Source organism: Algoriphagus aestuariicola (assembly GCF_017254835.1).
In the GTDB taxonomy this organism is placed as follows: Bacteria; Bacteroidota; Bacteroidia; order Cytophagales; family Cyclobacteriaceae; genus Algoriphagus; species Algoriphagus aestuariicola.
Window position 1 is genome coordinate 1472593 of sequence record NZ_JAFKCW010000001.1, and the last position, 23287, is coordinate 1495879.

Annotated in this window: 18 protein-coding genes; 10 read left to right on the forward strand and 8 right to left on the reverse strand. The window is 46.7% G+C overall.

Going from position 1 to position 23287, the window contains the following annotated elements:
- Positions 1-28: 28 nt before the first annotated feature.
- The 4 genes from J0A67_RS06190 to J0A67_RS06205 all read right to left on the reverse strand — a co-directional run bounded on the left by J0A67_RS06190 (position 29) and on the right by J0A67_RS06205 (position 6692).
- Positions 29-2137, reverse strand: a complete 2109-nt coding sequence (locus J0A67_RS06190; RefSeq protein WP_206568389.1) for a M28 family peptidase — start codon at positions 2135-2137, stop codon at positions 29-31.
- A 141-nt stretch (positions 2138-2278) separates the two neighbouring features.
- Positions 2279-3580 (reverse strand): amidohydrolase family protein, encoded by a 1302-nt coding sequence (locus J0A67_RS06195; protein WP_206568390.1) that lies wholly within the window; start codon positions 3578-3580, stop codon positions 2279-2281.
- Positions 3581-3604: 24 nt separating this feature from the next.
- Positions 3605-4993 carry an amidohydrolase gene (locus J0A67_RS06200; protein WP_206568391.1) on the reverse strand — a complete coding sequence of 463 codons (1389 nt, stop codon included), beginning with the start codon at positions 4991-4993 and terminating at the stop codon, positions 3605-3607.
- A 4-nt stretch (positions 4994-4997) separates the two neighbouring features.
- Entirely contained in the window at positions 4998-6692 is a 1695-nt protein-coding gene (locus J0A67_RS06205) for an amidohydrolase family protein (protein WP_206568392.1), read from the reverse strand.
- Between the two features lie 228 nt (positions 6693-6920).
- On the opposite strand from J0A67_RS06205, the gene J0A67_RS06210 reads away from it, so the two are divergent.
- Genes J0A67_RS06210 through J0A67_RS06230 form a run of 5 tightly spaced genes read left to right on the forward strand, consistent with a single transcriptional unit; the run spans position 6921 to position 12704 of the window.
- Complete coding sequence (locus tag J0A67_RS06210) at positions 6921-7280, forward strand: response regulator transcription factor (protein WP_206568393.1); 360 nt, start codon at positions 6921-6923, stop codon at positions 7278-7280.
- 6 nt (positions 7281-7286) lie between these two features.
- Positions 7287-8852, forward strand: coding sequence for a hypothetical protein (locus tag J0A67_RS06215; RefSeq protein WP_206568394.1), 1566 nt, complete (start codon positions 7287-7289; stop codon positions 8850-8852).
- Positions 8845-10308, forward strand: coding sequence for a glycosyltransferase family 2 protein (locus tag J0A67_RS06220; protein WP_206568395.1), 1464 nt, complete (start codon positions 8845-8847; stop codon positions 10306-10308). Before J0A67_RS06215 ends, J0A67_RS06220 begins: the two co-directional genes overlap by 8 nt.
- Positions 10305-11528, forward strand: a complete 1224-nt coding sequence (locus J0A67_RS06225; protein ID WP_206568396.1) for a YaiO family outer membrane beta-barrel protein — start codon at positions 10305-10307, stop codon at positions 11526-11528. The genes J0A67_RS06220 and J0A67_RS06225 overlap by 4 nt, the downstream gene beginning before the upstream one ends.
- Before the next feature lie 12 nt (positions 11529-11540).
- Positions 11541-12704 carry a hypothetical protein gene (locus tag J0A67_RS06230; protein WP_206568397.1) on the forward strand — a complete coding sequence of 388 codons (1164 nt, stop codon included), beginning with the start codon at positions 11541-11543 and terminating at the stop codon, positions 12702-12704.
- 98 nt (positions 12705-12802) lie between these two features.
- Here J0A67_RS06230 and J0A67_RS06235 read toward each other — a convergent pair whose 3' ends face one another.
- The 3 genes from J0A67_RS06235 to J0A67_RS06245 all read right to left on the reverse strand — a co-directional run bounded on the left by J0A67_RS06235 (position 12803) and on the right by J0A67_RS06245 (position 18893).
- Positions 12803-15814 (reverse strand): hypothetical protein, encoded by a 3012-nt coding sequence (locus J0A67_RS06235; RefSeq protein WP_206568398.1) that lies wholly within the window; start codon positions 15812-15814, stop codon positions 12803-12805.
- Between the two features lie 485 nt (positions 15815-16299).
- The gene (locus tag J0A67_RS06240; RefSeq protein WP_206568399.1) at positions 16300-16512 is read right to left on the reverse strand and encodes a hypothetical protein; all 213 of its coding nucleotides are present in this window, start codon (positions 16510-16512) and stop codon (positions 16300-16302) included.
- Between the two features lie 374 nt (positions 16513-16886).
- Complete coding sequence (locus J0A67_RS06245) at positions 16887-18893, reverse strand: LTA synthase family protein (RefSeq protein WP_206568400.1); 2007 nt, start codon at positions 18891-18893, stop codon at positions 16887-16889.
- A 77-nt stretch (positions 18894-18970) separates the two neighbouring features.
- Here J0A67_RS06245 and J0A67_RS06250 point away from each other — a divergent pair, with 77 nt between their 5' ends.
- The 5 genes from J0A67_RS06250 to J0A67_RS06270 all read left to right on the forward strand — a co-directional run bounded on the left by J0A67_RS06250 (position 18971) and on the right by J0A67_RS06270 (position 22847).
- A complete protein-coding gene (locus J0A67_RS06250; protein WP_206568401.1) occupies positions 18971-19513 on the forward strand; it encodes a class I SAM-dependent methyltransferase in 543 nt (180 codons plus the stop codon).
- Between the two features lie 12 nt (positions 19514-19525).
- Complete coding sequence (locus J0A67_RS06255) at positions 19526-19774, forward strand: hypothetical protein (protein ID WP_206568402.1); 249 nt, start codon at positions 19526-19528, stop codon at positions 19772-19774.
- Positions 19775-19806: 32 nt separating this feature from the next.
- Positions 19807-20394, forward strand: a complete 588-nt coding sequence (gene msrA, locus J0A67_RS06260; protein WP_206568403.1) for a peptide-methionine (S)-S-oxide reductase MsrA — start codon at positions 19807-19809, stop codon at positions 20392-20394.
- A gap of 79 nt (positions 20395-20473) precedes the next feature.
- Positions 20474-21061 carry a hypothetical protein gene (locus tag J0A67_RS06265; RefSeq protein WP_206568404.1) on the forward strand — a complete coding sequence of 196 codons (588 nt, stop codon included), beginning with the start codon at positions 20474-20476 and terminating at the stop codon, positions 21059-21061.
- A gap of 118 nt (positions 21062-21179) precedes the next feature.
- A complete protein-coding gene (locus J0A67_RS06270) occupies positions 21180-22847 on the forward strand; it encodes a DUF6909 family protein (protein ID WP_206568405.1) in 1668 nt (555 codons plus the stop codon).
- A gap of 34 nt (positions 22848-22881) precedes the next feature.
- Here the strand turns inward: J0A67_RS06270 and J0A67_RS06275 are convergent, their stop codons facing one another.
- Positions 22882-23181: a cupin domain-containing protein gene (locus J0A67_RS06275; protein ID WP_206568406.1), complete on the reverse strand. Its 300-nt coding sequence runs from the start codon at positions 23179-23181 to the stop codon at positions 22882-22884.
- Positions 23182-23287 lie beyond the last annotated feature (106 nt).

The following is a 23287-nucleotide window of genomic DNA, read 5'->3' on the forward strand; positions in this document are numbered from 1 at the left end:
TGGTTCGAGCCGCGGTTCTGCTGTTCTGTCAATACTTTTTTGGTTGAGCCAGCTTGGTGAGCGTGTCGATCTTTTTGCTCAGGTCTAGGATCGCTTTTGCATAGCGTGTGTCCCACTCTTCGAGGCGCTCTGAATTCCGGATGGCAACTTCATATTGTATGCCCGGTAAAATCCAAGATGCATAACCTGAAAAGGGATCGTTGCACACGTACAGGGACTTGTACCATGCTCCATAGTACATCCCTTTCGGGTCCAGCCAGCTTTTTTCCAAACTGATCAGCCCTTTGTTGATTGCATCCAGCTTGGAGGTATGGATGGTCTCCTCGGAGAGCGACTTGTGGAGTGCCTCATGGTACGCGTCTGAACTAGCCTCCAGCTTTGACAAAGCTGCGTCCACTTGGTCAAATCCCGCGAAATCCGGAGCGATGGTCTTGACGTTTTTCACCGCTTGCTCAAAGTGCCCCTTAAGGTCCCTTGCATAGCGGCTGACATCGTACGGAATCACCGCGGCGTTGGCCTGGCGGATAGCTACGAGTCCAAAAAGCTGCGCTACTGCTCCGCCCATCTTGAAGCTGGGGTCTGAAAACTTGGAGTAGTAGTGGAAGTTGTCATAGTTGGAGTGGTAGGCGCTGGTACCACCCGAGCCGCCGCTGAGCGAAGGAATGCCCGCGTGCATATAGAAGGCGATATGGTCTGATCCTCCCCCTAGATTGCCGATTCCAGGTTCGGGGTTTTTACCTGCCCAAACTTGAAAGACTGTTTTGGCCGAATCCGGGTAGACCACTTCTTTGGATGCGTCTATGATCAACTTTTTCAAAGTAGGGGCTGCTGATGCGCCAAAGTTTCTTCCGGACACTCCTCCGTCAAAGTTCATATAAGAGATGGCTTTTGCGCCAAGTTCCTTTTTTAGGTGCTCCACCCATTCTGTAGATCCGATCACGCCTTGTTCTTCTGCATCCCAATGGCCTATCAGGATGGATCGAGCTGGTTTTTGTCCGTTTTTGTAAAGCTTACCCAATCCCTCAGCAAAGGTTAAAAGCATCGCGGTGCCGGAATTGGGGTCGGTGGCGCCAAAGCTCCACGCATCGTAATGGCTGCCCATGATGATCCATTCGTCGGGAGACTCACTCCCTTCGAAAGTTCCCACCACATTGTTTGCCCGGATATAGTCAGGCTTCTGGTCCACCATCACGCGGACTTTCAGTTCTGGGCCACCGGTGATCCGGTAGGTGAATGGCAAGCCACCCTTCCAGGCTTCAGGTACTTCAGACCCAGTCATGCGGCTGAGGATTTCCTTTGCCGCCCCGTAGCCAATGGGAGTGACGGGAATGGTATGGAAAGGGACATCAGCAGGGTCAAGTCGCTTTACTTTTTTGTTTCCGTCCAGTGGAAGGGCAGGGACGTTTGGTGTCAAAGGGTCACCGGTATAGTCCAAAGTCAGCATGGATCCACGCTGAATGGTCGTTTCGTTAAAGTAGGGGCCGTTTGGATAGACCTCGCCGCGTGTAAAGCCAGAGTCTTTGGGATCGGTATAGACCACCAACCCGATCATTCCATATTGTTCGGCAAACTTGGCCTTGTAGCCGCGAAAATTTCCGCCATAACGAGCGATGGCGATTTTCCCCTCCAATGGAACGCCCATTTCTGCCAGCTTCTCAAAATCCTCCCGGGTGCCATAGTTCACGTAGACGACTTCGGCAGTCACATCCCCACTACCGGAAAAGGCATTGAAGCCCAGATGGAGCCTGGGATCCTTGGAAAATGGGTCTTCCGCGATCTCGCCTTCCTTTTGGGACAATGTCAACTGAACAGGGGAGGTGATTTGCAACTCTGATTTTCCAGGATGATTCGGCAAATAGACATCATAAGGCCAGACCTTCACACTCATACCCGCGTCGGACATTATTTTGACCAAATAGTCTTTGACAAGCTCATTTTCCGGGGTTCCGGCGATGTGCGGGTTTTTTGTCAATTCCTGCAGGTGGACTTTGAATCTGGAAAAGTCGACCGCATCGAGAAAGTCCGTCTCAAATTTCTTTTGCTCCGCAAATTGGGACGGCAAAAATCCGTCTTGCTGCGCAAAAGCACCGACGGAGAGGAGGGAGGCGGCGGTAAGGCTGAGTAGGTGTTTTTTCATGTTTAAGATTGAAACATTGTAAAATTGAAAAATTAAGTTCTGGATCAAATGTTGAAAATCAATTTTTCAATTTTCAAATCTTCCAATTTTTAAATGAGTACCAAAAAAGGCCATAGAATCTTTTCCATGGCCTTTTTTCGCTTAGTTGGCTTTCAAGCCGGGAGATCTTTCCAGAAACTCCTGATAAAGCCTGATGTGCCTATTGGACATTGGGATTCTGTACCCGTCGATGAATACGTGCATGATCTGGGACTTGGTCTCGAGCGGATCGCCAGTGGAAACCACCAAGTTGGCGCGCTTTCCAGCTTCCACCGAACCGTACTGGTCCTGGATGCCAAAAATCTCTGCGGGATTGATGGTGATAGCTTTCAGCGCTTCCTCTTTTCCCAATCCATATGCCGCGGCAAAAGCTGCATGGAAGGGCAGATTCCTCACGTTTTCCTCTTCGTCGGTGCGAATTGCGACTTTCACGCCAGCTTTGGCCATTTTGCCTGCATTGGCGTAGGCGGCATCGTAGCGGTCCGACTGGCGGCTGGGAAGCTCCTGAACGGGCCCGGTGATGACCGGAATACCAGCCTTTGCAATTTCATCCGCAACTCGCCAACCCTCAGCGACACCTGAGAAGATCACTTTGATGTCTTTGCCTTCGACCCACTTGATGGCATTTTGAATGTCGGAAGCGGCATCGACTACGATCAACAGGGGAAGCTCGCCGGAAACAGCCTTCGACAACTGATCCATTTCAGGATAATACTGGAGCTCGGCTCCAGCCTCTTTTAAAGACAGGTAGTTTTTGGCGTTTTCCCAGATGTCATTGGCTTCTTTGAGAGCCTTTTCCGAATCTTTTTTGATGTCCTCGTCTGATCTGCGATCAAATCGTCCCCTGCGTCCCGAGCTAGGGAAGTTCATGACGATGGCCTTGAAGCCGCCGTACATTTGGTCCGGTGTATAGCCATTGAGATTGATCAATGCCGCTGTGCCTGGAAAAAGCCCTCCGGTGGGAACTGTCAAAACTGTGGTCACTCCGGAAACTCGCGTTACGCCGATCGCTTCTGCATTTGGGTTGACGGTTGTAAGCGCCTGCATATTTGGAGTTACATTTCCGAGTTCGGCATAGTCGACCGTCTCCGGTACTGAGCTGACCTCCACCAGTCCCAAGCGGGTGCCGCCGTCGATCATTCCCGGATAGATGAACATCCCGGTACAGTCGATCACCTCAGCGTCGGAAGCATTGATACCCGTGCCCACTTGGGCGATTTTTCCGTTTTCAACCAATACGGAAGTATTTTCTAGCGTCCCCTTGGTGACGGTCACCACGGTGGCATTTTGGAGGAGAAACTTTCCGGTACGAGGTTTTACAAATTCCCCGTCGATCTGAGCCATAGCAGCCACAGGAATAAGGGCTAGCAAAGAGGCACAAAAGGTTTTTAAAATTCTGTTCATGATAAGCTTGAATTTTCGGGGTGATTAATGTTTTTCGTCAAGGAAAGCTCCCTGAAAAGCTTCAAAGTAGGCATCAACGTCCTGAAGACACTGATGATCTTCCTCTGTGTGCAGGTATACGGGTTCGACCATCTCAGTCGCGCTTACGAACTGGCGTTGATCGTCCTTGTCGGCTTTGATGTCAAAATATTTGACACCATCGACGAAAGTCATCTGCGGAACGGCATAGGATGAAAGTGGATGACCTTCGAAAATCACCAAATCTGCCTGTTTTCCGACTTCGATCGAACCCACTTTGTCGTCGATGCCCAACTGTTTTGCAGGATTGATGGTGATCATCGAAAGCGCTTCTTCGTCGGTCAATCCTCCATAACGCTGCGTTTTGGCAGCTTCATGGTAGAGGTGGCGGATCAATTCTGCGGAATCTGAATTGATGGAAGTGATCACGCCATTTTTCTGAAGAATGGCGGCATTGAATGCAGTAGAGTAGTAAACTTCCATCTTGTAAGCCCACCAGTCAGCAAAGACGGACGCTCCCATGGTATATTCAGCGATTTCAGGAGCTACTTTGAAACCTTCGTTGGTGTGCTGGAATACCAGCTTGGTGATGCCGAAGTCCTTGGCTACGTTGATCAGCATATAGATCTCATCCGCGCGGTAGGAATGGCAGTGGATGATGATCTTGCCGTCGAGGATCTCGGCTAGAGTCTGAAGTCTCTCGTTGAAGACCGGCGGGGCAACGGTATTGCCTTTTTGGCCTTTTGCTGCATTGTAGCTTTCCCAGGACTTCTTGTATTGCAGGGCTTCATTGAATCCGTTTCTGAGGACAGCTTCCACACCCATTCTAGTTCTGGGCTGGATGTTGTTACCCCTGCCGTGGACTCGTGTTGGGTTTTCGCCCAGCGCAAACTTGATTGTGCGGGGAGCATCCTGCATGATGATATCGGCGGGATCCGTGGAGCCCCAGCGGTGCTTCAGGGTTGCGTTTTGCCCGCCGACTACATTAGCCGATCCGTGCATGGCGTGGGAAATAGTCACGCCGCCAGCAAGTGCGCGGTAGATTCCTATTTCGTATGGATTGACCATATCTTTCATCCGAACCTCGGCGACGATGGGGGCAGAGGCTTCATTGACGACGTCCAGCGCGACATGCGAATGGGCATCGATGATGCCTGGCATGAGGTATTTACCACTTGCGTCAATGGTCTGAACGCCAGACGGAGCCGAGAGATTCTGTCCAACTTGCTTGATGATACCGTCCTGAACCAAAACATCCGCATTTTCCAGATTGCCCTTGGTGACGGTGAGAACAGTTGCGTTTTTTATCAGTACGCTACCTTTTGGGGTTTGCGCTTGGGAATAATTCAACCCCATTCCCAACAAAGCAGCAAATATAAAATTGAGCTTTTTCATGTTTTTAGAAGGTTAGGCCAGGAGTGGTGAGTTTTGCAGAAAGCGGAAAAGAACCAAATTGAGCTACCGACATGGTTCCTTCCATACTGGTTCCGGATATTTCTCCGGTGATGGTCACCGTGAGGTTGTTTCCTCCTGCGTTGACGTCAAATTCGAAAGTTATAGTTTTTCCGGTGACTGCTACGTTTTTAATGGGTGCGCTTACTTTGCCGCCACCGGATGGATCGTCGTAGGTAATGGTGCCGGAGTAGTCATCCCCTTCTTTGGCGATGGTTAGCTCACCGCCAGAGGAACCTGCTGGAGTTTCTGAAGTGTATTCCCATAGGCCTTCGACTTTGACGGTACCGTTGTCGGATTTGCCGTTGTCCTTAGGAGTCTTTTTCTTTACTTCATAGTCAAATACATAGCCGTCTGCAACGACATGCTTGATCTGCGCGGATTCTTTGAAAAGTGAATCATTGCTGATGACGAAATTGGCCATCTTTCCTTTTTCGATGGTTCCAGCCACCCGATTGATTCCAAGAATTTGCGCCGGGTTGACAGTAAGCGCTGCGAGCGCTGCTTTTTCGCTCAGGCCGTTTTTGACCATGGTTTGGATTGCCTTTAGCGCGTCGCCCGGCTTGGTGTCCATTGTGGAGAAGCCAAATGGAACTCCCGCTTTTTCCAAAAGTGAAGCTTGCTTGAGAGCCTTGTCGTATGCTTCCTTGACACGATCATATTGCGCTTTGGTGGCAGTGGAGGCACTGTCTGCTTTTTGGCTTTTTATGGCTTTGTCGTCTGGGATTTCCAGTTTTATCAAAACCGGGGTCCCTGTGCTTTTGATCAGATCGATGACGGATTCATAGTTTTCCAAGCCTGCAAGGATCAACCTGAAGCCCAATTCTTTTTGTAGTGCCAAAGCCCTTCGAACTTCCAAGTCGCTTGCCGCGGTGAAGACGACGGGAATTTGTTTTTGGACTACCGCTGACATGGCCGTCTGCGTTGGGGTAACTTCCGGCCTTGATACACCAGCGGCTGAAGCATATAATTTGGAATGATCCAAAGCCAAAGTGGTGTTTTGGTACACATTCCTGAATTTTGCCATGACGCCTACGGCCGTGGCTGGGTACATGCCGCGAGAGCCCCTGAAGTTTGTCGCCAGGGCGCTGTTTTCACTAAGGACATTGACAGTGCCGGGATTGCCCAAAACCAAAATGGAGGCTTTGCCGGGGATCATTCCGCCATCCGGCAGGATTTGGCTGATGGTAAATCCAGCTTTTCTCCAATCGTCTACCTGACTCGCTGAGATGGAAAACTGATCCGTGATAGACCTCCATGGTGTAATGCCAGCGATCTCATCTGGCGGTGCGGAGGATACGAAATCTTTGGGACGCTCAGGATCCTTGGGTTTGGTGATACCGGCCATTCCAGCTCCATCGATGAATCCAGGATAGATGAAGAGCGAGTCTCCGGGAATTACCTGCGCTTCTTTGGGGAGCTGCAAATTGGCCCCGACACCCAAGATCACGCCATCCCGAAAGAGCACAGTGCCTTTGGTTCCCTCTTGCCCGGGCGATGCAAAAATCGTGGCATTAGTGATGGCATAGGTTTCAGTTACTCTCCGCTTGCCTGTTGGGTCGCTTTGGGACCATGCAGTGTGCGAGAGAATACCCGTCAACAGTAAGCCAGCCATTCCTGCTTTCAGAAATTGTCTTTTCATTCGTTTGGTGGTTATTCTTCAATGAGCAAGCTAGCAAAAGGTCTTTCATCAGAAGGGGGGAATTATTTTTCGGAAACTATTTTTTTGACCAGTGGTATGGAACTGGTTCCAAAATGCGTTAATGTGCATTTTATCTACATTGGAGAAAATGGGTGCCTATTACGAGCGGTGCAGCCCCTTTGCATTTTGTTGCTACATGCTATCTTTAAGTCCGCATCACCCCCTGATATGAAAAAAATTCTGATTATCGAAGACGATAAGCTGATATCCAGTTTGGTACAATTCCGATTGAAAAAGGATGGGTACGAGACGCATCACGTCGCTGACGGCAATGAGGGGATCCTGGCAATCGATGCGCTTGATCCCGATTTGATCATTACGGACGTGATGATGCCCTTTCGAAGTGGGATAGAAATCATCCACCATGCCAAAAAATACCGGCCCGATACTCCCATTATTGTACTGAGCTCTTTGGGAGAGGAGGAGCAGGTGGTATTGGAGGCATTCAATTTGGGCGTTTCGGATTTTGTGCCTAAGCCATTTAACCCCAATGAACTGGCGATTCGAGTGAAGCGCGTACTTAGGTAAAATCGCATGAGGAGACTTCTACCCCTACTTCTTATTGGAGTTTTTAGTTTGGTAGGAAAAGTATCCTCTCAGGAAATGGCTGTTCCTACCCAAAAGCCTGTGCTCATCGAACTCCTCAGAATCCAGCATGAAATTCCAGGGCTTGGCTATTTTTTGCTATTGGAGGATCCCCTTGATTCTACTCTGGTTCAAAACAGCGGGTTCAAGTGGACTCGCTATGATTCGGGATGGGTCAGCGGGATAAAGGAAGACTTCACGCTCTTGGGAGCTGTGGATTCAGACACTGTTTCGTCCCGATTGAATTTCACGATACTTTCGGAGCCCGTCGCGGATTCCGTGGCAGTGCAATACATTTCCCAGTTGGTCAGCAGAGGGGATATAGATCTACCGCTCGCTCAAGATGGGCCTCAGGAAGATTTGGTGTCCTATGCCCTGAAAAGTCCCTACGCCCCGGTGTATGGCAATCGGTTTAGTTTTACTGCTGACCTTAAGATTTTTATTGTCACGGGGATCATTTTGACCTTCTTTGTTTTCTCGATTTCGATGTTCATTGTCATGTTGGTCGTCAAGTCAAGGAAGAGCAAGAAGGAGGCTTTGGAAAAAGAGTACGACCAAATGGTGGTGGATCCTTTGACCAATTTGCTCTTTGAAAAAGACCTCGATGAGATTAGGAAAATGACTGAGGCGGACTTTGAATCCTTTTTCCCAAAGCATTTATTGCAGGATTTGGTCTACCGTGAGGTATTGATTGACCGGATCATCGGTCTCAACAAGAAAATGAAGGGGGAGTTTAAGGAAAAACTGAAAACTCTCTACAACCGCCTGGGACTAGCCAAGGTATCGGTTGGAAAAATTAAACTCTCTCAATGGCATATCGTGGCGGAGGGACTGGTCGAAATCAACGAGATGGACCTCTTCGAATATCTTCCGGAGGTTAAAAATCTCACAAATTCCAGCAATTTCCAGGTTAGGTCCTTGGCGGTCTCTGCAATGTTGAACCTTTCGGAAAAATCGGATTTGTCCTTTTTGCGGGATCAGACCTACCCGCTTTCCCAGTGGCAGCAGATGAAATATCTCCGGATCATCAAGTTTGTGAGCCAACAGCGATCTTTGAAGATCGAGATGCTCTTTGAATCCAAAAACAAGAGTATCAGGATTTTCGGATACAAATTGGTGAGGATATTGGGGCGGATTGACCTTTTGGAAATGCTCTCGTCCATGGCGCCAAATCTGGAGGATGAGGAAAAAGCCGAACTGTTAAAAACCTATCTAGAACTGGGGGCACATATGGAAGTTGACTTTGTAAATTCCTGCTTGGAATCCAAAAACCCAAGGTTATTGATGCAGGCCGTCAAAGCGGCAAAGGTTTTGGGAGACGAGAGCACCTTGGAAATTTTGCTTGGAAAGGTAGCCGAAGAGAGGGAGTTTACGACCAAGCTACAGATAATGAGAAGTATCCATGAACTGGACAAGTCCCGATTTGAGCAGTTCATTTCGGAATATGGGAATTCAGATTCAGACTTGCTTAGAGTACGAGACCACATCCTAGACCCCCGCTTGGCCAATGTATAGCTTCTTGTTCTTCTTGATTCTCGAGGTAGTTGGGTGGATATTTCTGGCCTTGAGTTTTGGGGTCATTTTGGTTTACATGACCATGATGATCCTCAGTTCGCTGGAATTGCGGGATTACCTTCGAAAAAATCAGTTTACGGACTACGGAGACATTATCACGTCTCCGATAGCACCGGGAGTGTCGATGCTGGCGCCTGCTTTCAACGAAGGGCAAACCATCGTCCAAAACGTGAAGAGCCTACTCTCGCTTCACTACGGAAAGTTTGAGGTCGTCATCATCAACGACGGTTCCAAGGACGATACCCTAGAAAAACTGATCGAATCTTTTGAGCTTGAAAAAACATCATTTGCCTACAACTCGGACATAGAAACCAAGCCGGTGAGGGGAGTGTATAAGTCCCGGAATATGTCCTACCGAAGACTGGTCGTAATAGACAAAGAAAATGGAGGGAAGGCCGATGCGCTTAATACGGGGATCAATGTGGCTTCAATGGAATTGTTGGCTTGTATAGACGTGGATTGCATTCTATCAAGTGACTCGATTTCGCGGATGGTTCGACCATTTATGGAGGAGACCAATCGGAAAGTGATCGCAGTGGGCGGAGTGATCGGTATAGCCAACAATTGTGATGTGCAAGACGGAACGGTCACGCGCTATCGCGTGCCTGAGTCAATACTGGGGAAATTTCAGGTTGTGGAATATTTCCGGGCGTTTTTGATGGGAAGGATGGCGTGGTCAAGGATCAACGCATTGATGCTGATTTCTGGGGCTTTCGGTTTTTTCAGAGCGGACATAGTCCGAAAAGTCGGGGGCTACTTTCCCAAAACAGTCGGGGAGGATATGGAGCTCGTGGTGAGGATGAGGCGGTATATGCATGAGCAGGGGATTCCTTTCAAGATAGGCTTTGTCCCGGATTTGCTTTGCTGGACCGAGGTGCCGGAGAGTGAGGAAATTTTGTCCCGGCAACGTAACCGCTGGATGCGAGGGACGATAGAGACCCTGCAGCTGCACAAACAAATCAATCTCAATCCCAAGTTTGGCGCCGTCGGGATGTTGACATTTCCATATTGGACTGTTCTGGAAAAAAATGGTCCCATTTTGGAAGTCTTGGGATTGGTCTATACGCTGGTACTACTGCTTGTTGGTGATTTTAGTGCGCTTTACTTTTTCGCACTGTTGGTCATGATGTATTTGTTGTCCCTGTTGGTTTCCTCATTCAGCGTGCTTTATGAGCAGCTCGCCTTTAACTACTACAAGGACAAAAAAGACCTTAAAAAGCTAATTTGGACCATTCTGTCTGAGCCATTCGTCATCCATCCAAAGGTTGTTTGGTGGGGGATCAAAGGGCATTGGGACTTTGTCAAAGGAAAGGGCGGGTGGGGATCCATGATTCGCCAAGGCTTCAAATCGGCCGAGGAAAAAAAGGCATTAGAAACCGAATCCAATACCCAATGAGAAAGTTATTGATCGCAACAGGCTTATTTTTTAGTTTTTTGGGGCTCAGAGCTCAGGATTCTTTCGATCCGGATGAGCTATTGGCGCAGGCACGAACACTCATCCTTGACGATAAATACCAAGAAGGAAGAAAGATTGCATTCAGAGCCTTGGAACGCTATCCCAATTATGCAGACATATTGATCCTAGTGGGCCGAAGCTATGCTTGGGAAGGAAAGAATGACTCTGCGAATATCTATTTGGAACGTGCTATTGTGGCCTCTCCGGACTATGCCGATGGATACGTAGCCTATTTGGACAACTTGTTTTGGTCAGAAAACCTATCCAAAGCGGATGAAGTATTGGCTCGCGCGAAGTCCAATCTGGGGACGCCAATCCAAGATGAAATCATCTATAGAGAATCCCGGCTGCTATACTATCGCGAGCAGTACAATGAAGCCTACGATCTGGTTGAACCGATTTTTGATAAGGGGTTCAACCAAGAAGGGCTGCTTGGCTACATGAGAAACTTGGAGCGGATGAAGATGGTCAACGCGGTGGGAGCGACCTACGACTACGATTCGTTTGAGGGGCAGATAGATCCCTGGCATACCTGGTCTGTCTATGGCAGGACTAGGACTAAACTGACCGGAGCATTGATTGCGAGGGTGACCCAGTCGCTCAGATATGAAGATTTCGGGACACTGGTCGAGTTGGATGCCTATCCTTCTATAGGTAAAAATGGCTACGCCTATTTGAATGTTGGGGGATCAGGCGCTGGTTTTTTTCCGAAATTCAGGTTTGGGGCGTCCTACTACCACAATTTGGAGAAGGCTTGGGAAGTAGAGGGAGGCTACCGATATCTGGGATTTTCTTCGGCAACACATATTATTACCGGTTCGGTGGGGAAGTATCTTGGAAACTGGTGGCTGAACGTGCGCCTGAATGTGATTCCGGATGATGCGGGTACCAGTACATCCAGCCAATTTACGGCACGGTATTACTTTAAGACGGCGGAGGATTTTTTCAGCTTACAGCTGGGCACGGGTGTGTCGCCTGATGAAGAGACCCGGGATCAGTCACAATTGTTGAACTCGTACCGGGCAAGATTGGGCTATCAGCAGCTGATTTCCCCCAAATTCATGATCTATGGGTACACAGGCTACAGTCGCGATGAACTGAGTACGGACAATTTCAGAAACAACATCAACCTTTCTCTGGGATTCGAATACAGATTCTAGACTGAACAATCCATGAAAGAGGAATCGAAAATCTACGTCTATCGGCTTTGGCCACTATTCCTTCTTATCGTTGGATTGCCTTTGCTGAGTTTTTTGGTTTGGCTGCTGATGCCAGTTACCGAGTTGGGTATTGTAGTTATCGACAAGACGGTGAGGGATGGCAGCTATCAGGAGCATGCAGGGCTATTCTGGACTTTGGAACATCAGAAATACAAAAAGCCCTCTGGGGACAGCTATACTGCGGCGATGGACTATTTTGGATTTTTTCCGAGCGGAAAATCCGATTTTGGCCAAAGCAGGGATCTGAAAGACAAGTCAGCCGAGGAGATCAGGAAGATGGCCACAGAGGCGGATCTGGTCTATGTGGCGGATACCTATGGCGTGTACGAAGGCGACTTTGACAAATCAGCGTCTGTCGAACGAAGTGCGAAGATCTATGGGGGAATGGATGCATCGGACCTTTTGCTCATCAAGACGACCGTTGAGGAAGGGAGGTCCGTTGTGGTGGAGTTTAACTCAATGGCATCGCCTACGACCAAACAGATCCGGAACGAGTTCGAAAATCTAATGGGATTGAAGTGGACCGGGTGGATAGGCAGATATTTCGATGAACTGGATACGGCTCTCAATTCCGATATACCAACCTGGATGGTTCGTCAATACCAGCGCCAGCACGTGTCCTGGAATCTCAGCGGCCCAGGTCTGATATTCATCAAGGAAAGCGGAGAAATCGAAGCTTTCGTCTACGAGACCGACTATGACAATAAAGTGCCCTTGATACGTACCCAAAAGGTGAACAAGCATGGATTCAGGCTTCCGGAGGTGGTTCCCTATCCCGACTGGTTTGATGTGGTGATGATCGAGCGCGACTATGAGGTGATATCCTACTACGATATCAACCCTACAAGTGAGGGGCTGAAGCGGCTCAGAAGTCTGGGCTTGCCCAGATTCTTTCCGGCAGCTGTTGTAAGAAAATCGGAAAAGGGACGCCACTATTACTTTTCGGGAGATTTCTCGGATATGGATGGCTCTTTTGGATCACCCCGGTTTTTTGGGTTGCCTACCTTGTGGCGGGGGCTGTATGTGGCCTCTGATTACTCTGATAGACAGAGTTTTTATTGGAACTATTATTACCCTTTGATCAGTCAGGTGTTGGAGAAGGTGGGGGAGGAATGAAATACTAACCGTTGCCGACGAAGTGGTTGGACAAAAAAAGGTCGTATTTCTACAAAATCAGTTTGCTGCCCGGTTTTGTTTTTACAATTCTCGATTGCTTATTGGGTTTTAGGAGCGAAAAACTTTCTGAATTCACCAATGAGAAATGCGATGAATCCTGATATTCCTGTGACTACAGCTTGGATTTCTGTGAAAAACGATCTTTCGAAATAGCCGATCAGAGCTACTGCCACTATCAAGAAGGAAATAATTGCCCACTGTATATTTCCGGAATTACTGAATTTCTTTCTGAACGTTTTTATTTCAGCCAGTTGGTCTCTAGAGACGTTTGCCAAAATGAAATAGCGAAACGTCTTACTGAACAGTTGCAGATTGCCCCCCAATTCATTTTTCGTGACGACGCCTTTTTGAAAGAGTTCAACAACCTCTTCGTAATTTTTGAAACTGAAAAAACCTTCCTTGGCGTAAGAGTAGCAGACGTTTTTTTCTTCCAGGCTTAACTCCGCCCAGATGTTATAGAAAAATGCCTTTCCATAGCGCTGTATTAGTAGACGGGCGTTCGGGTCTTCTTTATTTTTTTCGAGCATGCCCTGCTTTATAAAATATTGTTCCACTTCCACTTCGTCAAATCTGTCGCTAGGTTGTGATGGGGCTAAAATGGTCTTGGGCCTTAGGGGTACGAATTCAAAATAAAATCCACTCATTAGCTCGGAGAATCGAACCTTCGCTGATTCACTGGGCATTTTTAAAACCAGGGTTTTCCAACTGCAGCCAGAACTAAAAATAAGGTGTATGGAATTTGTGCGTTGTAGAAGAGCCGGAATCTTGTCCATAAAGTCAGTCAAATCATCCAAAATGTGCACGTCCTCTATTAGTAAAGCCTTCTTATCAGCTAATTTGGATTTGGCAGGCACGATTAATCCGGAATTTGCACAGTCAATGATTTCAACTTCTTCCTTTTTGAGACAGAATTGCGCGTAAACCCAATGCCGGCTGACATGGCTATCGCAACCGCAGAGAAAAAGTCTGAGAGTATTGTTAGGGCCTAGTTCCGATTGGATGATACTTCCTAGGGAGTTGGTTTCCCGAAGGTTGAAATCTATCCAAAAAAGTTGTCTCGTCAGCAAACGGATAGCTCTCCATAGTATGCTTAAGCCCAGTACTAGCATTATGCCAAAAAACATGGCCAGATTGGCTGGAAGTTGGTCCAACTCTTTCCAAAATCCCAAGTTTATATTCTTCAAGGGACCGTTTATCATGGCAGCCCTTGGATAAAGATATCTTTCGAACTGATGGTCAGGGGAATCAACAGTCCCTCCAAAGAGGAGTGATCGACTTCGCTGGAATTGTGGGAATTCTTGTTTTTCAGAACTGTTGATGCTGGTTTCCAAGGTGTTTTCCCATATTCTATCCTCCATTCTGAAGACCGCATTGCTGATAAAAAAACCTGGAAAAAAGCCTAAACACAGAAACCAGATTAGTATAAATAGCTGAAAGCGATGAGAGTTTCTCTTTTGGGTTGACTTCGCTCTGTACCGCAAAAAATATAGCGCAAAGGTAATAGCCACTAGCATCGCCAAGCCATTATATACTATGATTTGCCCTAGGCTAGCCGTATTGAGAAGCATGAATGGTATCCAAAGTATCAATAGCACGGACAAGGCAACTAACACCCCATCAAAATTTCGTGACTTATGCTCCCTGAAAAGAAGCCACCAAAAGGAGTATTTTTTCCAATTGTATTTTCTTTTCAAGAAGAGGGAGGGTAGATATAGACAGAAAGATACGATGATCAAATATAAGCTGACAAGGATCAAGCTTTCCCAGGAACTGAGGCCAGATTTTAAATGGTACACGTTTGGATCCATCAAATATATAAACCAATAAGTCTGGTCTGGTATTCCTATTTCTTTTTCAAAATTCACGGAGCTTATCAACGCCCTGTAGTGTTGGCCGTTGATTCTAAGTGGGAAATCCCAAATCTCTTTGGTATCATTCTCCGCGGTGTCTTTATTATAATCGACCAAAGTCTCAAAGATTTCCCAATCATCGAAATTCAAGACTGATTCAAGTTGAGTAAACGGGATTTCAAACTTTTTGCTCGTATGAATCACTTCCCCATCTTCCTTGACCAATAGATAGCTTCGATCGGAATCTAAGGGAAGGCCGTCCAAGGTAAAGGAAATCGCCCTGATTACTTTGTCTTCGGAATGCCATTTACTCATTATATTTTGAGGTATTCCAGTTAGTTGCGAAAATATCCGTTCGACAAAAAAATCGGAAAGATTGTCACTGTTTTGAAAATGTTTAAAATAGTTTCGATGTCGGACCGATATGTAGGAATAGTCCAGATCTTCGTTGCTGCAGTCGATGCAAGCTCCTATTCTATAGTGGCCTAGTGTTCCATCTTTTGATTTTTCACTAGATGAACCACGAGAATAGTCTGTAAAAGTGGCGAAGTTATGAGCTGTGAAAATCTCATTTACGGACGAGGGGACTCCATATTTGCTTTGTGTGTTATTAAATTGATCACTCTCTAGATAACGAAGCATTTCAATCAATTTCGTCCTTAATTCTTGCCTTGTATTTTGTTCGTAAGTACGTTCCTTGTTTAACGGACTACCCAAGTGGATAAAATAGGCGCAGCTCCAGCCAGCAATGACCATTAAGATCAGCATCGAAAATCCGATTTTGGTCACTCTACTTTGGGTTAACACGTCTCCTTTTCCCATACTAATAAAGGACAAGGCTGGAGTTAGGATGAGCAGGAGAATTAGCGCCAAGCCTGAAACGGTCAAGATCGTGAAGTCGATTTTGTATGCTGCCTTCTCCAAGTCCTCCCGATCCTTAAGACCGAGAACCCAAATTTCTTGGTTTTCCTCCACAAGTGGAGTAAGGTAGACTATATAGGGAGTGGAATTGAGGCGGATCTCAAACTTGTCACTATTGCCATTGGAAAATCGGGCACTCATGGAATCTAAACTTGATTTGAAGTTGATACCCTTCAAGTCTTCAGGATAGAGCACCTCACCACTTGTGTCAGCGAGTACCAGCTTGTCAAAAAACGTATTGTGACCAACAAATTCTCTTACAACGGATTCGTAAGGCACCCTACATGAAAGGTTTGCCTTTTCGCTCTTAGAACTGTAGTCTTTACTAACTATTACCAGTTTGGAGAGCGCATTTTTTAAATATTGCTTCTCAATTAAACCTTCACATATCTCGTCGAAGAGAAATCCACTCAACGTAATGGACTCCGAAAACGCGATAGCGGGGCTGGATTTTGATTCGATTGCGAACTCAAATTTATTTTTATCTCTTTTTTGGCTCTCGGCAGCTTTGGAAAGTTTCGACCATTCGACATTTGAGGAGGTGTTTAAATCTAAAGCAACCCGGTATCTTATGAAGCTCCTGATTTCCCAGCGCTTATCGCTGATTGATTTTTTGAGAGCATCCCGCATCATGAGAAGATTGCGAGATGCCTGTCGATCCAGTTCTTCCCGGTTTCTATTGGCTTGAGCAAAAAGGTAAGCGGCCATAGATCCCAGAAGCAACATCCCAATTATCCATATGACTAATCCCTTGCGATCCATGGCTAGCTGACTAGTTGATAGTGGTGTTTCAGTGAATCTTTACAGGCAGCCATTAGCATTTCGATCTCTTTGCGATTGATAAACAGCTTTCTGCCAAACGAAAATGAAATTCGTTCTTTTATTGGCATAGACTTAAAATCCTTTGCTGTGCCGACTCCAGTAGAAATAGTACCCGCCAAACAAATCCCAAAATGAAATTCTTCTTCTTTTTCCATTTCTGTCTTTTAAAAAAATCAGTATAAAAAAATACATCAAAATCACTATAATGTAATATATAAATAAATATATGTATTTGAAATAAATTATTTTTAAAATTTAATTAGCAGTAGAATTTTTGACTGGATAAAATCGGAATCAAATACGTTGCTATTTTTTGATGTCTGATGTTTGTTGACTTGAAGTTTTTCCAATACAATTTTCTAGTTCGAGGTGCGGAGGGAAAATTTTGGAATGTTGACATCGAAAGCCATTAATGAGGCAGCCCGAAATAAACTTCTTGGGGAATATTTTTCTTTAGTCTGTCCGGGAGACTTTAAATATCAGCTTAAAAATGAAGGTATCTAGAGAGATGAGCTTTTTATCCGAAACACTATTTGCTAGCAGGTAACAGCTTTCCAGTCTGCACCATGTAACTGTTTTTGTTTTTGAACTCCTCAAACTCACCATTAAGTCGGTTGAATTCGTTCACATCCTCGACCGGATCGATGTTCAGACCCTCCGAGATGAGGAAAACCTGTCCGTCCGAAAGGAAATATTGTCCGTGGATGTATTCCAGCAACTGGTTTTTATTTCGCATCAAAGGCATGGCGAGCAGTGAGCGGAAGTTTCTTGCCGTATCCAAAACCTGTCCCTGCCAGATGACTTCCTCAGGAAGTGTAATGAGCTCTTGTTTTTCCAGCATGGAAAGAAGTGATGGGGTGATTTCATAGTGGCTCGTCACAGCCTGGAAGTAATCCCTGCGCTTCAGCATTGGGGAGTAGATCATCAAGGGAACATGAAAGCGATCCAAGCGAGATGCCATTGGGATCTCCGGAAGTCTATGGTCGCCCGTGATCACGAAGATCGTATTGGCGAATTCTGGACGCTTTTTGTATTCTTCAAAAAACAGCTTGAGCGCATCATCGGCATATAGGATGGTCATGTAGATGTCTCCGTAGGCCAAGTATTCCTCAATTTTTTCCGAACTCAGCCGAAGCTTATTCCGGAGATGGTCTTGCAGTTTTTGCTCGTAGATGCCTCGTTCCGGTACCAGGTAGGGATCATGGGACGTAAGGGTCTGGAAAATTCTAAGCTCAGGGGAAGTCTTTTCCGAAGGAAGGGTCTCTATCCCAAAAGAGAAAAGCGTTTTGTCGGGATAACCCCAGGAAAATCCGCTATTGGTAGGCGCTTTTTCAAACGTGGTCGGAAACATGGATTCCTCCACGATCTGGTCTATTCCGTGATATTTCAGAAAAGGAGCTTCATTATCGAAGTCAGCATCACTCCCCAAAAAGAATCTGGTTTTGTAGCCATTTTCGCTGAGAATGCTCAATAGAGAATTGTGGTAGGGGAAATCTTGGGAAAGTTCCAAGAAGCCTTTTTCACCGAAAGGAAGTCCGCCCAAGATACCAGGCAGCAATCCGAAAGTCCTGCCAGTGGTCGAAAGGGCATTTGTCCAGACCAAACTGTGCTGCTCCAACGAGTCCAGAAAAGGGGTGAAGCTTCCAAGATAGGCATCCTTCCCAGAATAAGCCTTTCCAAAGCTTTCCATCAAAAGGAAAACGATGTCCGGTGCTTGCGTCAAGCTATCGAAATAGGGGCTCAATACATCAGGATACTCGTTTTTGTGAAGAAAAGGATACTCCGTGTTGGTGTATTCCTTTTTGACCAAGAGATCGTCGTCGCTGGCCCGGAGGTAGAAGTCAAAATAAAACTCTCCCCCATGCATCAGTTGTTCGAAGGTTTGCTCGGCAAGAAATCGTGACTTGTTGAGCTCGATGTTTTGTTTGGTTTCGTTGATGTTTTGTTCGCTGTTCAAAGGCCAGAAAGTGACAACCAAAAGCAAGATCAAATGACCCGTAGTGATCGCCATCAGAGTCTTCAGGTTAAAATCAAAAATTCTGATTCCGGCGTAAAGCAACGAAAAAACGAAGATCGCTAGCACAACCGCAAGTGCAATGCTGCTTGCATTCAACTGTCCAGAAGCGGAGACCGTCCTGGCCAAATCGTCGTAGCTGTACGCAAAAAGATCCTTGCCAAGAGGCACCAACGTTGTCAAAAAATAGAATATTAGGCCTAGGTGAACTAGGATCAGCAAGGTAAATGTCACCTGCAAGAGAATCCGTGCGATTTTAGCAGAGAGGAGGCTTATGCAGATATAAAGTATCAACAACAATCCGAGTAGATACAATATCCAACCCAAGTCGTGGAACAAACTGAGACTGATGGCTTCCCAAGGAGAAAAATCCAATACATGGGTTCGAAATACAAGAATGGTCTCGGAGATTCTCAACAGAAACATCAAGCCGATAAAAATCAGGGACATACCCCAAAAATTCCGAAAGACAGTCTGTATGCGAAGTGGTAGTGTGGAGCGGATTTCAGCCTTTTGGGCCATAGTAAGCGAGCAAGTTTTTCGAGTAAGCTCGAAAATATAAGTCAAAATCGGGTATCTTCAACGGTCATCATCACATTATGGGCAAATCAGATCTACTGTTGGAGCTCTATTCCAATTTAAGTACCACCGGAGCACTGGCATTCAGTTCCAAGGCGCTGGTCAATAAGATGCTATCTTTCACTGACATGGAGCACGCCAAACTCGTAGTAGAGCTAGGCGGAGGAGACGGAAGTATAACCCAGGGTATTATAGAAAGGCTCTCCCCTGAAGGCATCTTGCTCGTATTTGAGATCAACAGCTCATTTTGCGAGTCGATGCGGAAGCAGTTTCCCCAGCCTAATGTCAGGATCATCTGCGATTCGGCTGAAAATATGGACCGGTATCTTGCTGGCAAAAAGGCTGACTACATTGTCTCCTCCCTGCCCTTTATTATCCTGCCAAAAGAAACGACCGATGAAATCCTTTCGAAAAGCAGGGATGCGCTCTCTCAAAAAGGGAAAATGGTGATCATGACCTATTCTTTCCATCTCAAAAGATTGTTTCGCAGGTTTTTCACCCACCTAGAAGTCAAGTTTACATTTAGGAATTTGCCGCCGGCATTTGTGATGATTTGCCATTGAGGTTTCTGACCAATGAACGTACTCCGGACAGCGGTTTTGGTTTGGTGTAGGAGGAGTGGAGGAACCTCTTTTTCGGCTGGGGATGTCTTGCGGTCTATGTTTCCAGAAGATTGGGAGCTTTTTGTGGAGGACTTAGTTGAAGAACTGATGCAAATGCACAAAGAAGGTATTTTGGTATTTTATCGAGATGGGGTGGGCCTTAAACCAGGTGAAGTCATAGACGCCAAGGTGAAGATCGTCTGTCTTCGTAAACCAAAGTAGCCTCCCGCATGTTAGCTCAATAAACAATCGACATGAGCAAAGAATTGAATTTACCCCTGACTACTACCAAAGTTCCCAAAGGACTGGAACTGATCACCTTGGGCGCTGGCTGTTTCTGGTGCACAGAAGCGGTGTTCCAACGCTTAGACGGGGTGGAAAAAGTGACATCGGGGTATGCAGGGGGGATAGTGGAGTCGCCGACCTATAAAGAAATATGCACCGGTACGACCGGCCATGCGGAAGTCATCAATGTTTTGTTTGACCCTGCAAAGGTGAGCCTGGAATCCTTGCTCGAGGTCTTTTGGGCGACCCACGATCCGACTACGCTGAATAGACAAGGGGCTGACATCGGTCCTCAGTACCGATCCGCCATCTTTTTCCATACGGAGGAGCAGCGTGAGATCGCATCCCGATTGAAAGAGGAGCTGAATGCCAGAAAAGTGTTTGATCTTCCAATTGTCACCGAGATCACGGCATTCACCAATTTCTATCCCGCGGAAAACTACCATCAAGAATACTTCAATCTCAACAGTATGCAGCCCTATTGCCAGTTTGTGGTCAGGCCAAAGGTGGACAAGCTCAAGAGGTACTTTGGAGAAAGATTGAAGATAAACGGCTAGCGAAATATTTTTCTAGTTTGTTACTAAGGCGTTTTTTTTTCTACGTGATTGTCATAGTTTGGATGAAAAATAAATCTATATGATTCGTCTGTATCCGAAATTTTTATTGTTGGCGATTTTCGCCTGTTTTTCACAGTTTGTCTTCGCCCAAGAAGTCAAAAGCAGCTTAGTCGGAGTATCCGCTCTGGCCGATTATGAACCGGATAACGGGGTTAAACCTTCCATTGGTCTTTTATTTGAGCACCGGCTTACCAAAAGAAGCGGAGTTGAAGCGGGGATTTTTTACAAGACCAAAAAAAATGAACTGGCTTATTACTACATAGACCCGATTGGGACCGGAGATTTTCCTCCAGTGAACGTAGGTATCAGAGAAAGTTTTCTGACTTTTCCGATTCTTTATCGCTACTATACCCAAGCCATGACGGTCTCGATCGGGCCGGTATTTGAAGGATTTGTTGGCTGGAATCAGATTTCAGGAGATGAAGTGGAAGTCACTGGTTATGAACTCAGCCCTTCTTTCAGATATGGCCCCCTTCTAAAAGTAAGCAAGCCATTTCCACTCGGGGATAAACTAAGTCTGGAACCGGAACTCAGGTTTGGGATTATGGTCAATGGTATTTCCACCGCTTACTACGGCCTTGGAGTGCAGCTGAAGCAGCGACTGTAGAAAAAGTCCTTCTGCATCCCATTTCCTTCAAGGCTTTTTTGCATTTTTGAAAACGGCAGCCCCGGACGGTTTTTTCCTTTAATCCGATTTTTGCTGAATTTAACCTTTTCAAAAGCGTATGAAACGAACCCGAGCACAGGAGTCCCGAGGCGCCATCGAGCGGTTGTATATAACGATGCGCCATCTTTTCAACCGGGGAAACTACAAGCCCATGGGCATTTCAGGAGAAGGCTTGGTCAGCGCACTGATGACGCTGAGTCCGGAGATCTACGGATCGGTCACCGATCCTGAGCGACTGGAATTGGACGGCTTGCTCTACGTGATGGAGAGACTCCCGAAAGGGATAGAAGAATGCCGCTACGTGAGACTGGTGAGCCGGGAGGGCTTCGAAACTTCCCACCTCAAGCCACTTGTGCCCTCGAAACGAAAACGAAATTGCTATCGCCTTGACGATCAGATCATGTACGTCGAGATGACGAGGGGAAGGTCTGACATCTACGATATACTTACCCACCTGACGTTTCTCTACATTGAGTCCCGCAAAATCCTTAGGAACAGCACGGACCCCAAGGGAAGGATTTCCTCCAATTGGACCATGCTCGAAGAATTTGCAAAAAAGGAGTTGGCCGGTGAGGACTTTGACAAGGAGACTGCAAGTGCCTACCTGAGCCATATCATCGGGAGGACTTTCGAGGAAACCATGGTTGCGGTGGACAAATTTTCCAAAAGCTCCAATTCCAACAGTCTAGTCTCTGTAGTCTATCACTTGGGAAAACTCGCTCTGGACGAAGCCAATCACGGTCTGGACAGGGAAATCAGCTTCTCGGCGACGCTTCGTGAGCGGGTCGGGCATCACGTTTACGGGGAACTTTGGGCCAACCGCATCAAAGAGACGCTCATGGGATTGGATTTACTCAAGAGGCCCATACACATCATTTCCGCCAATCTCCATTCCGTAGTCAACACCATCTATGGGTATCAGGCGCTGGGATTGAAGTCCTTTGAAGAGATCGAGTCTGTGGCGATGGATATTTCGGTCAAGGCGAAAAGCAACAAAGGGAAGACGATTCGGGACTACGCACTCCAACATGGCTTCGTCGACCTTCCCGATGAGTCTGGCACCAATATCGGCGCGCAGATTATCGACACCGCATGGCTGGAGAAAAGCACGCTTCTGCCTGGTATCGAACTGCCGGAGGAAAAGGAGAAAAGGCCGGTGTTCGTGGTGATGGATTACGCGTTTGGAGAGCAGGCCTACGAGTGTTTTGACGAGCTGTTGAAACCTTACACTATCGGCAAGAAAAAGATTCCACTTAATGTGGTGTCAACTTCCATCATGGGCAAAGCAGGGATTTTGCATGGCGGGAAGGGCGATCTTATGGTACCGCATTCCCACGTTTTTGAAGGCACCGCAGACAATTACCCTTTTCGGAATGAATTGAAAAAATCCGATTTCGAAGGCTATGGTCTTGGGGTATATGAGGGATCCATGATCACAGTGTTGGGAACTTCTCTGCAAAACCGCGATATCCTAACATATTTTATGGAATCCTCCTGGAATGCAGTGGGGTTGGAGATGGAGGGCGCTCACTACCAAAAAGCAATACAATCCGCTTCAAAAATACGAGGTAGTATACGCTCTAGCGTGAAGGTACTCTATGCGTACTACGCATCAGACAATCCCCTGGAAACGGGCAGTACCTTGGCTTCCGGGGCATTGGGCATGGAAGGAGTGAGGCCAACTTACCTGATTACTTACAAAATTTTAGAAGCTTTGTTTAAGTAAGGCGGCTGGATTGCAAGAATAAACAAACGACTTTTTACCCTTGGGTGAGGATGCAGAGGCTATCTTCGATTGCTTCCACAGCGTGAGTTATTTCCAGCGGGATATCCACTTCGTCATATTGGGAAAGTGAAAAGATCTTTTCCCCCTGTCGATACATGACAGCTCCTTGTAATACCGTGAGTTTAGACGGTATGTGTGCTTTGTGATCCGTCAGGACCATACCTGCCTTGAACCCTATTAAGAGAACCTTGAAATTCTCCCCTTTATGCAGTGCCCTGGCAACCGGGTGGGTTGAGGACTCTAGCGCTGACAAAATATCCTGGATAGTAGTCATATTCAGAGATTTTGGAGTAATATGGGATAACCTGAAATCATCCTTGCTCAAAATAGCAATTTCAAAACTATTCATCACTCCAAAACCACAAAATCAAGGTAAGCTC

Excerpts from the sequence above, each read along its gene's own strand:
- J0A67_RS06190 (WP_206568389.1), bottom strand. The coding sequence starts at position 2,137 with ATGAAAAAACACCTACTCAGCCTTACCGCCGCCTCCCTCCTCTCCGTC.
- J0A67_RS06195 (WP_206568390.1), bottom strand. The coding sequence starts at position 3,580 with ATGAACAGAATTTTAAAAACCTTTTGTGCCTCTTTGCTAGCCCTTATT.
- J0A67_RS06200 (WP_206568391.1), bottom strand. The coding sequence starts at position 4,993 with ATGAAAAAGCTCAATTTTATATTTGCTGCTTTGTTGGGAATGGGGTTG.
- J0A67_RS06205 (WP_206568392.1), bottom strand. The coding sequence starts at position 6,692 with ATGAAAAGACAATTTCTGAAAGCAGGAATGGCTGGCTTACTGTTGACG.
- J0A67_RS06210 (WP_206568393.1), top strand. The coding sequence starts at position 6,921 with ATGAAAAAAATTCTGATTATCGAAGACGATAAGCTGATATCCAGTTTG.
- J0A67_RS06215 (WP_206568394.1), top strand. The coding sequence starts at position 7,287 with ATGAGGAGACTTCTACCCCTACTTCTTATTGGAGTTTTTAGTTTGGTA.
- J0A67_RS06220 (WP_206568395.1), top strand. The coding sequence starts at position 8,845 with ATGTATAGCTTCTTGTTCTTCTTGATTCTCGAGGTAGTTGGGTGGATA.
- J0A67_RS06225 (WP_206568396.1), top strand. The coding sequence starts at position 10,305 with ATGAGAAAGTTATTGATCGCAACAGGCTTATTTTTTAGTTTTTTGGGG.
- J0A67_RS06230 (WP_206568397.1), top strand. The coding sequence starts at position 11,541 with ATGAAAGAGGAATCGAAAATCTACGTCTATCGGCTTTGGCCACTATTC.
- J0A67_RS06240 (WP_206568399.1), bottom strand. The coding sequence starts at position 16,512 with ATGGAAAAAGAAGAAGAATTTCATTTTGGGATTTGTTTGGCGGGTACT.
- J0A67_RS06245 (WP_206568400.1), bottom strand. The coding sequence starts at position 18,893 with ATGGCCCAAAAGGCTGAAATCCGCTCCACACTACCACTTCGCATACAG.
- J0A67_RS06250 (WP_206568401.1), top strand. The coding sequence starts at position 18,971 with ATGGGCAAATCAGATCTACTGTTGGAGCTCTATTCCAATTTAAGTACC.
- J0A67_RS06255 (WP_206568402.1), top strand. The coding sequence starts at position 19,526 with ATGAACGTACTCCGGACAGCGGTTTTGGTTTGGTGTAGGAGGAGTGGA.
- msrA (WP_206568403.1), top strand. The coding sequence starts at position 19,807 with ATGAGCAAAGAATTGAATTTACCCCTGACTACTACCAAAGTTCCCAAA.
- J0A67_RS06265 (WP_206568404.1), top strand. The coding sequence starts at position 20,474 with ATGATTCGTCTGTATCCGAAATTTTTATTGTTGGCGATTTTCGCCTGT.
- J0A67_RS06270 (WP_206568405.1), top strand. The coding sequence starts at position 21,180 with ATGAAACGAACCCGAGCACAGGAGTCCCGAGGCGCCATCGAGCGGTTG.
- J0A67_RS06275 (WP_206568406.1), bottom strand. The coding sequence starts at position 23,181 with ATGACTACTATCCAGGATATTTTGTCAGCGCTAGAGTCCTCAACCCAC.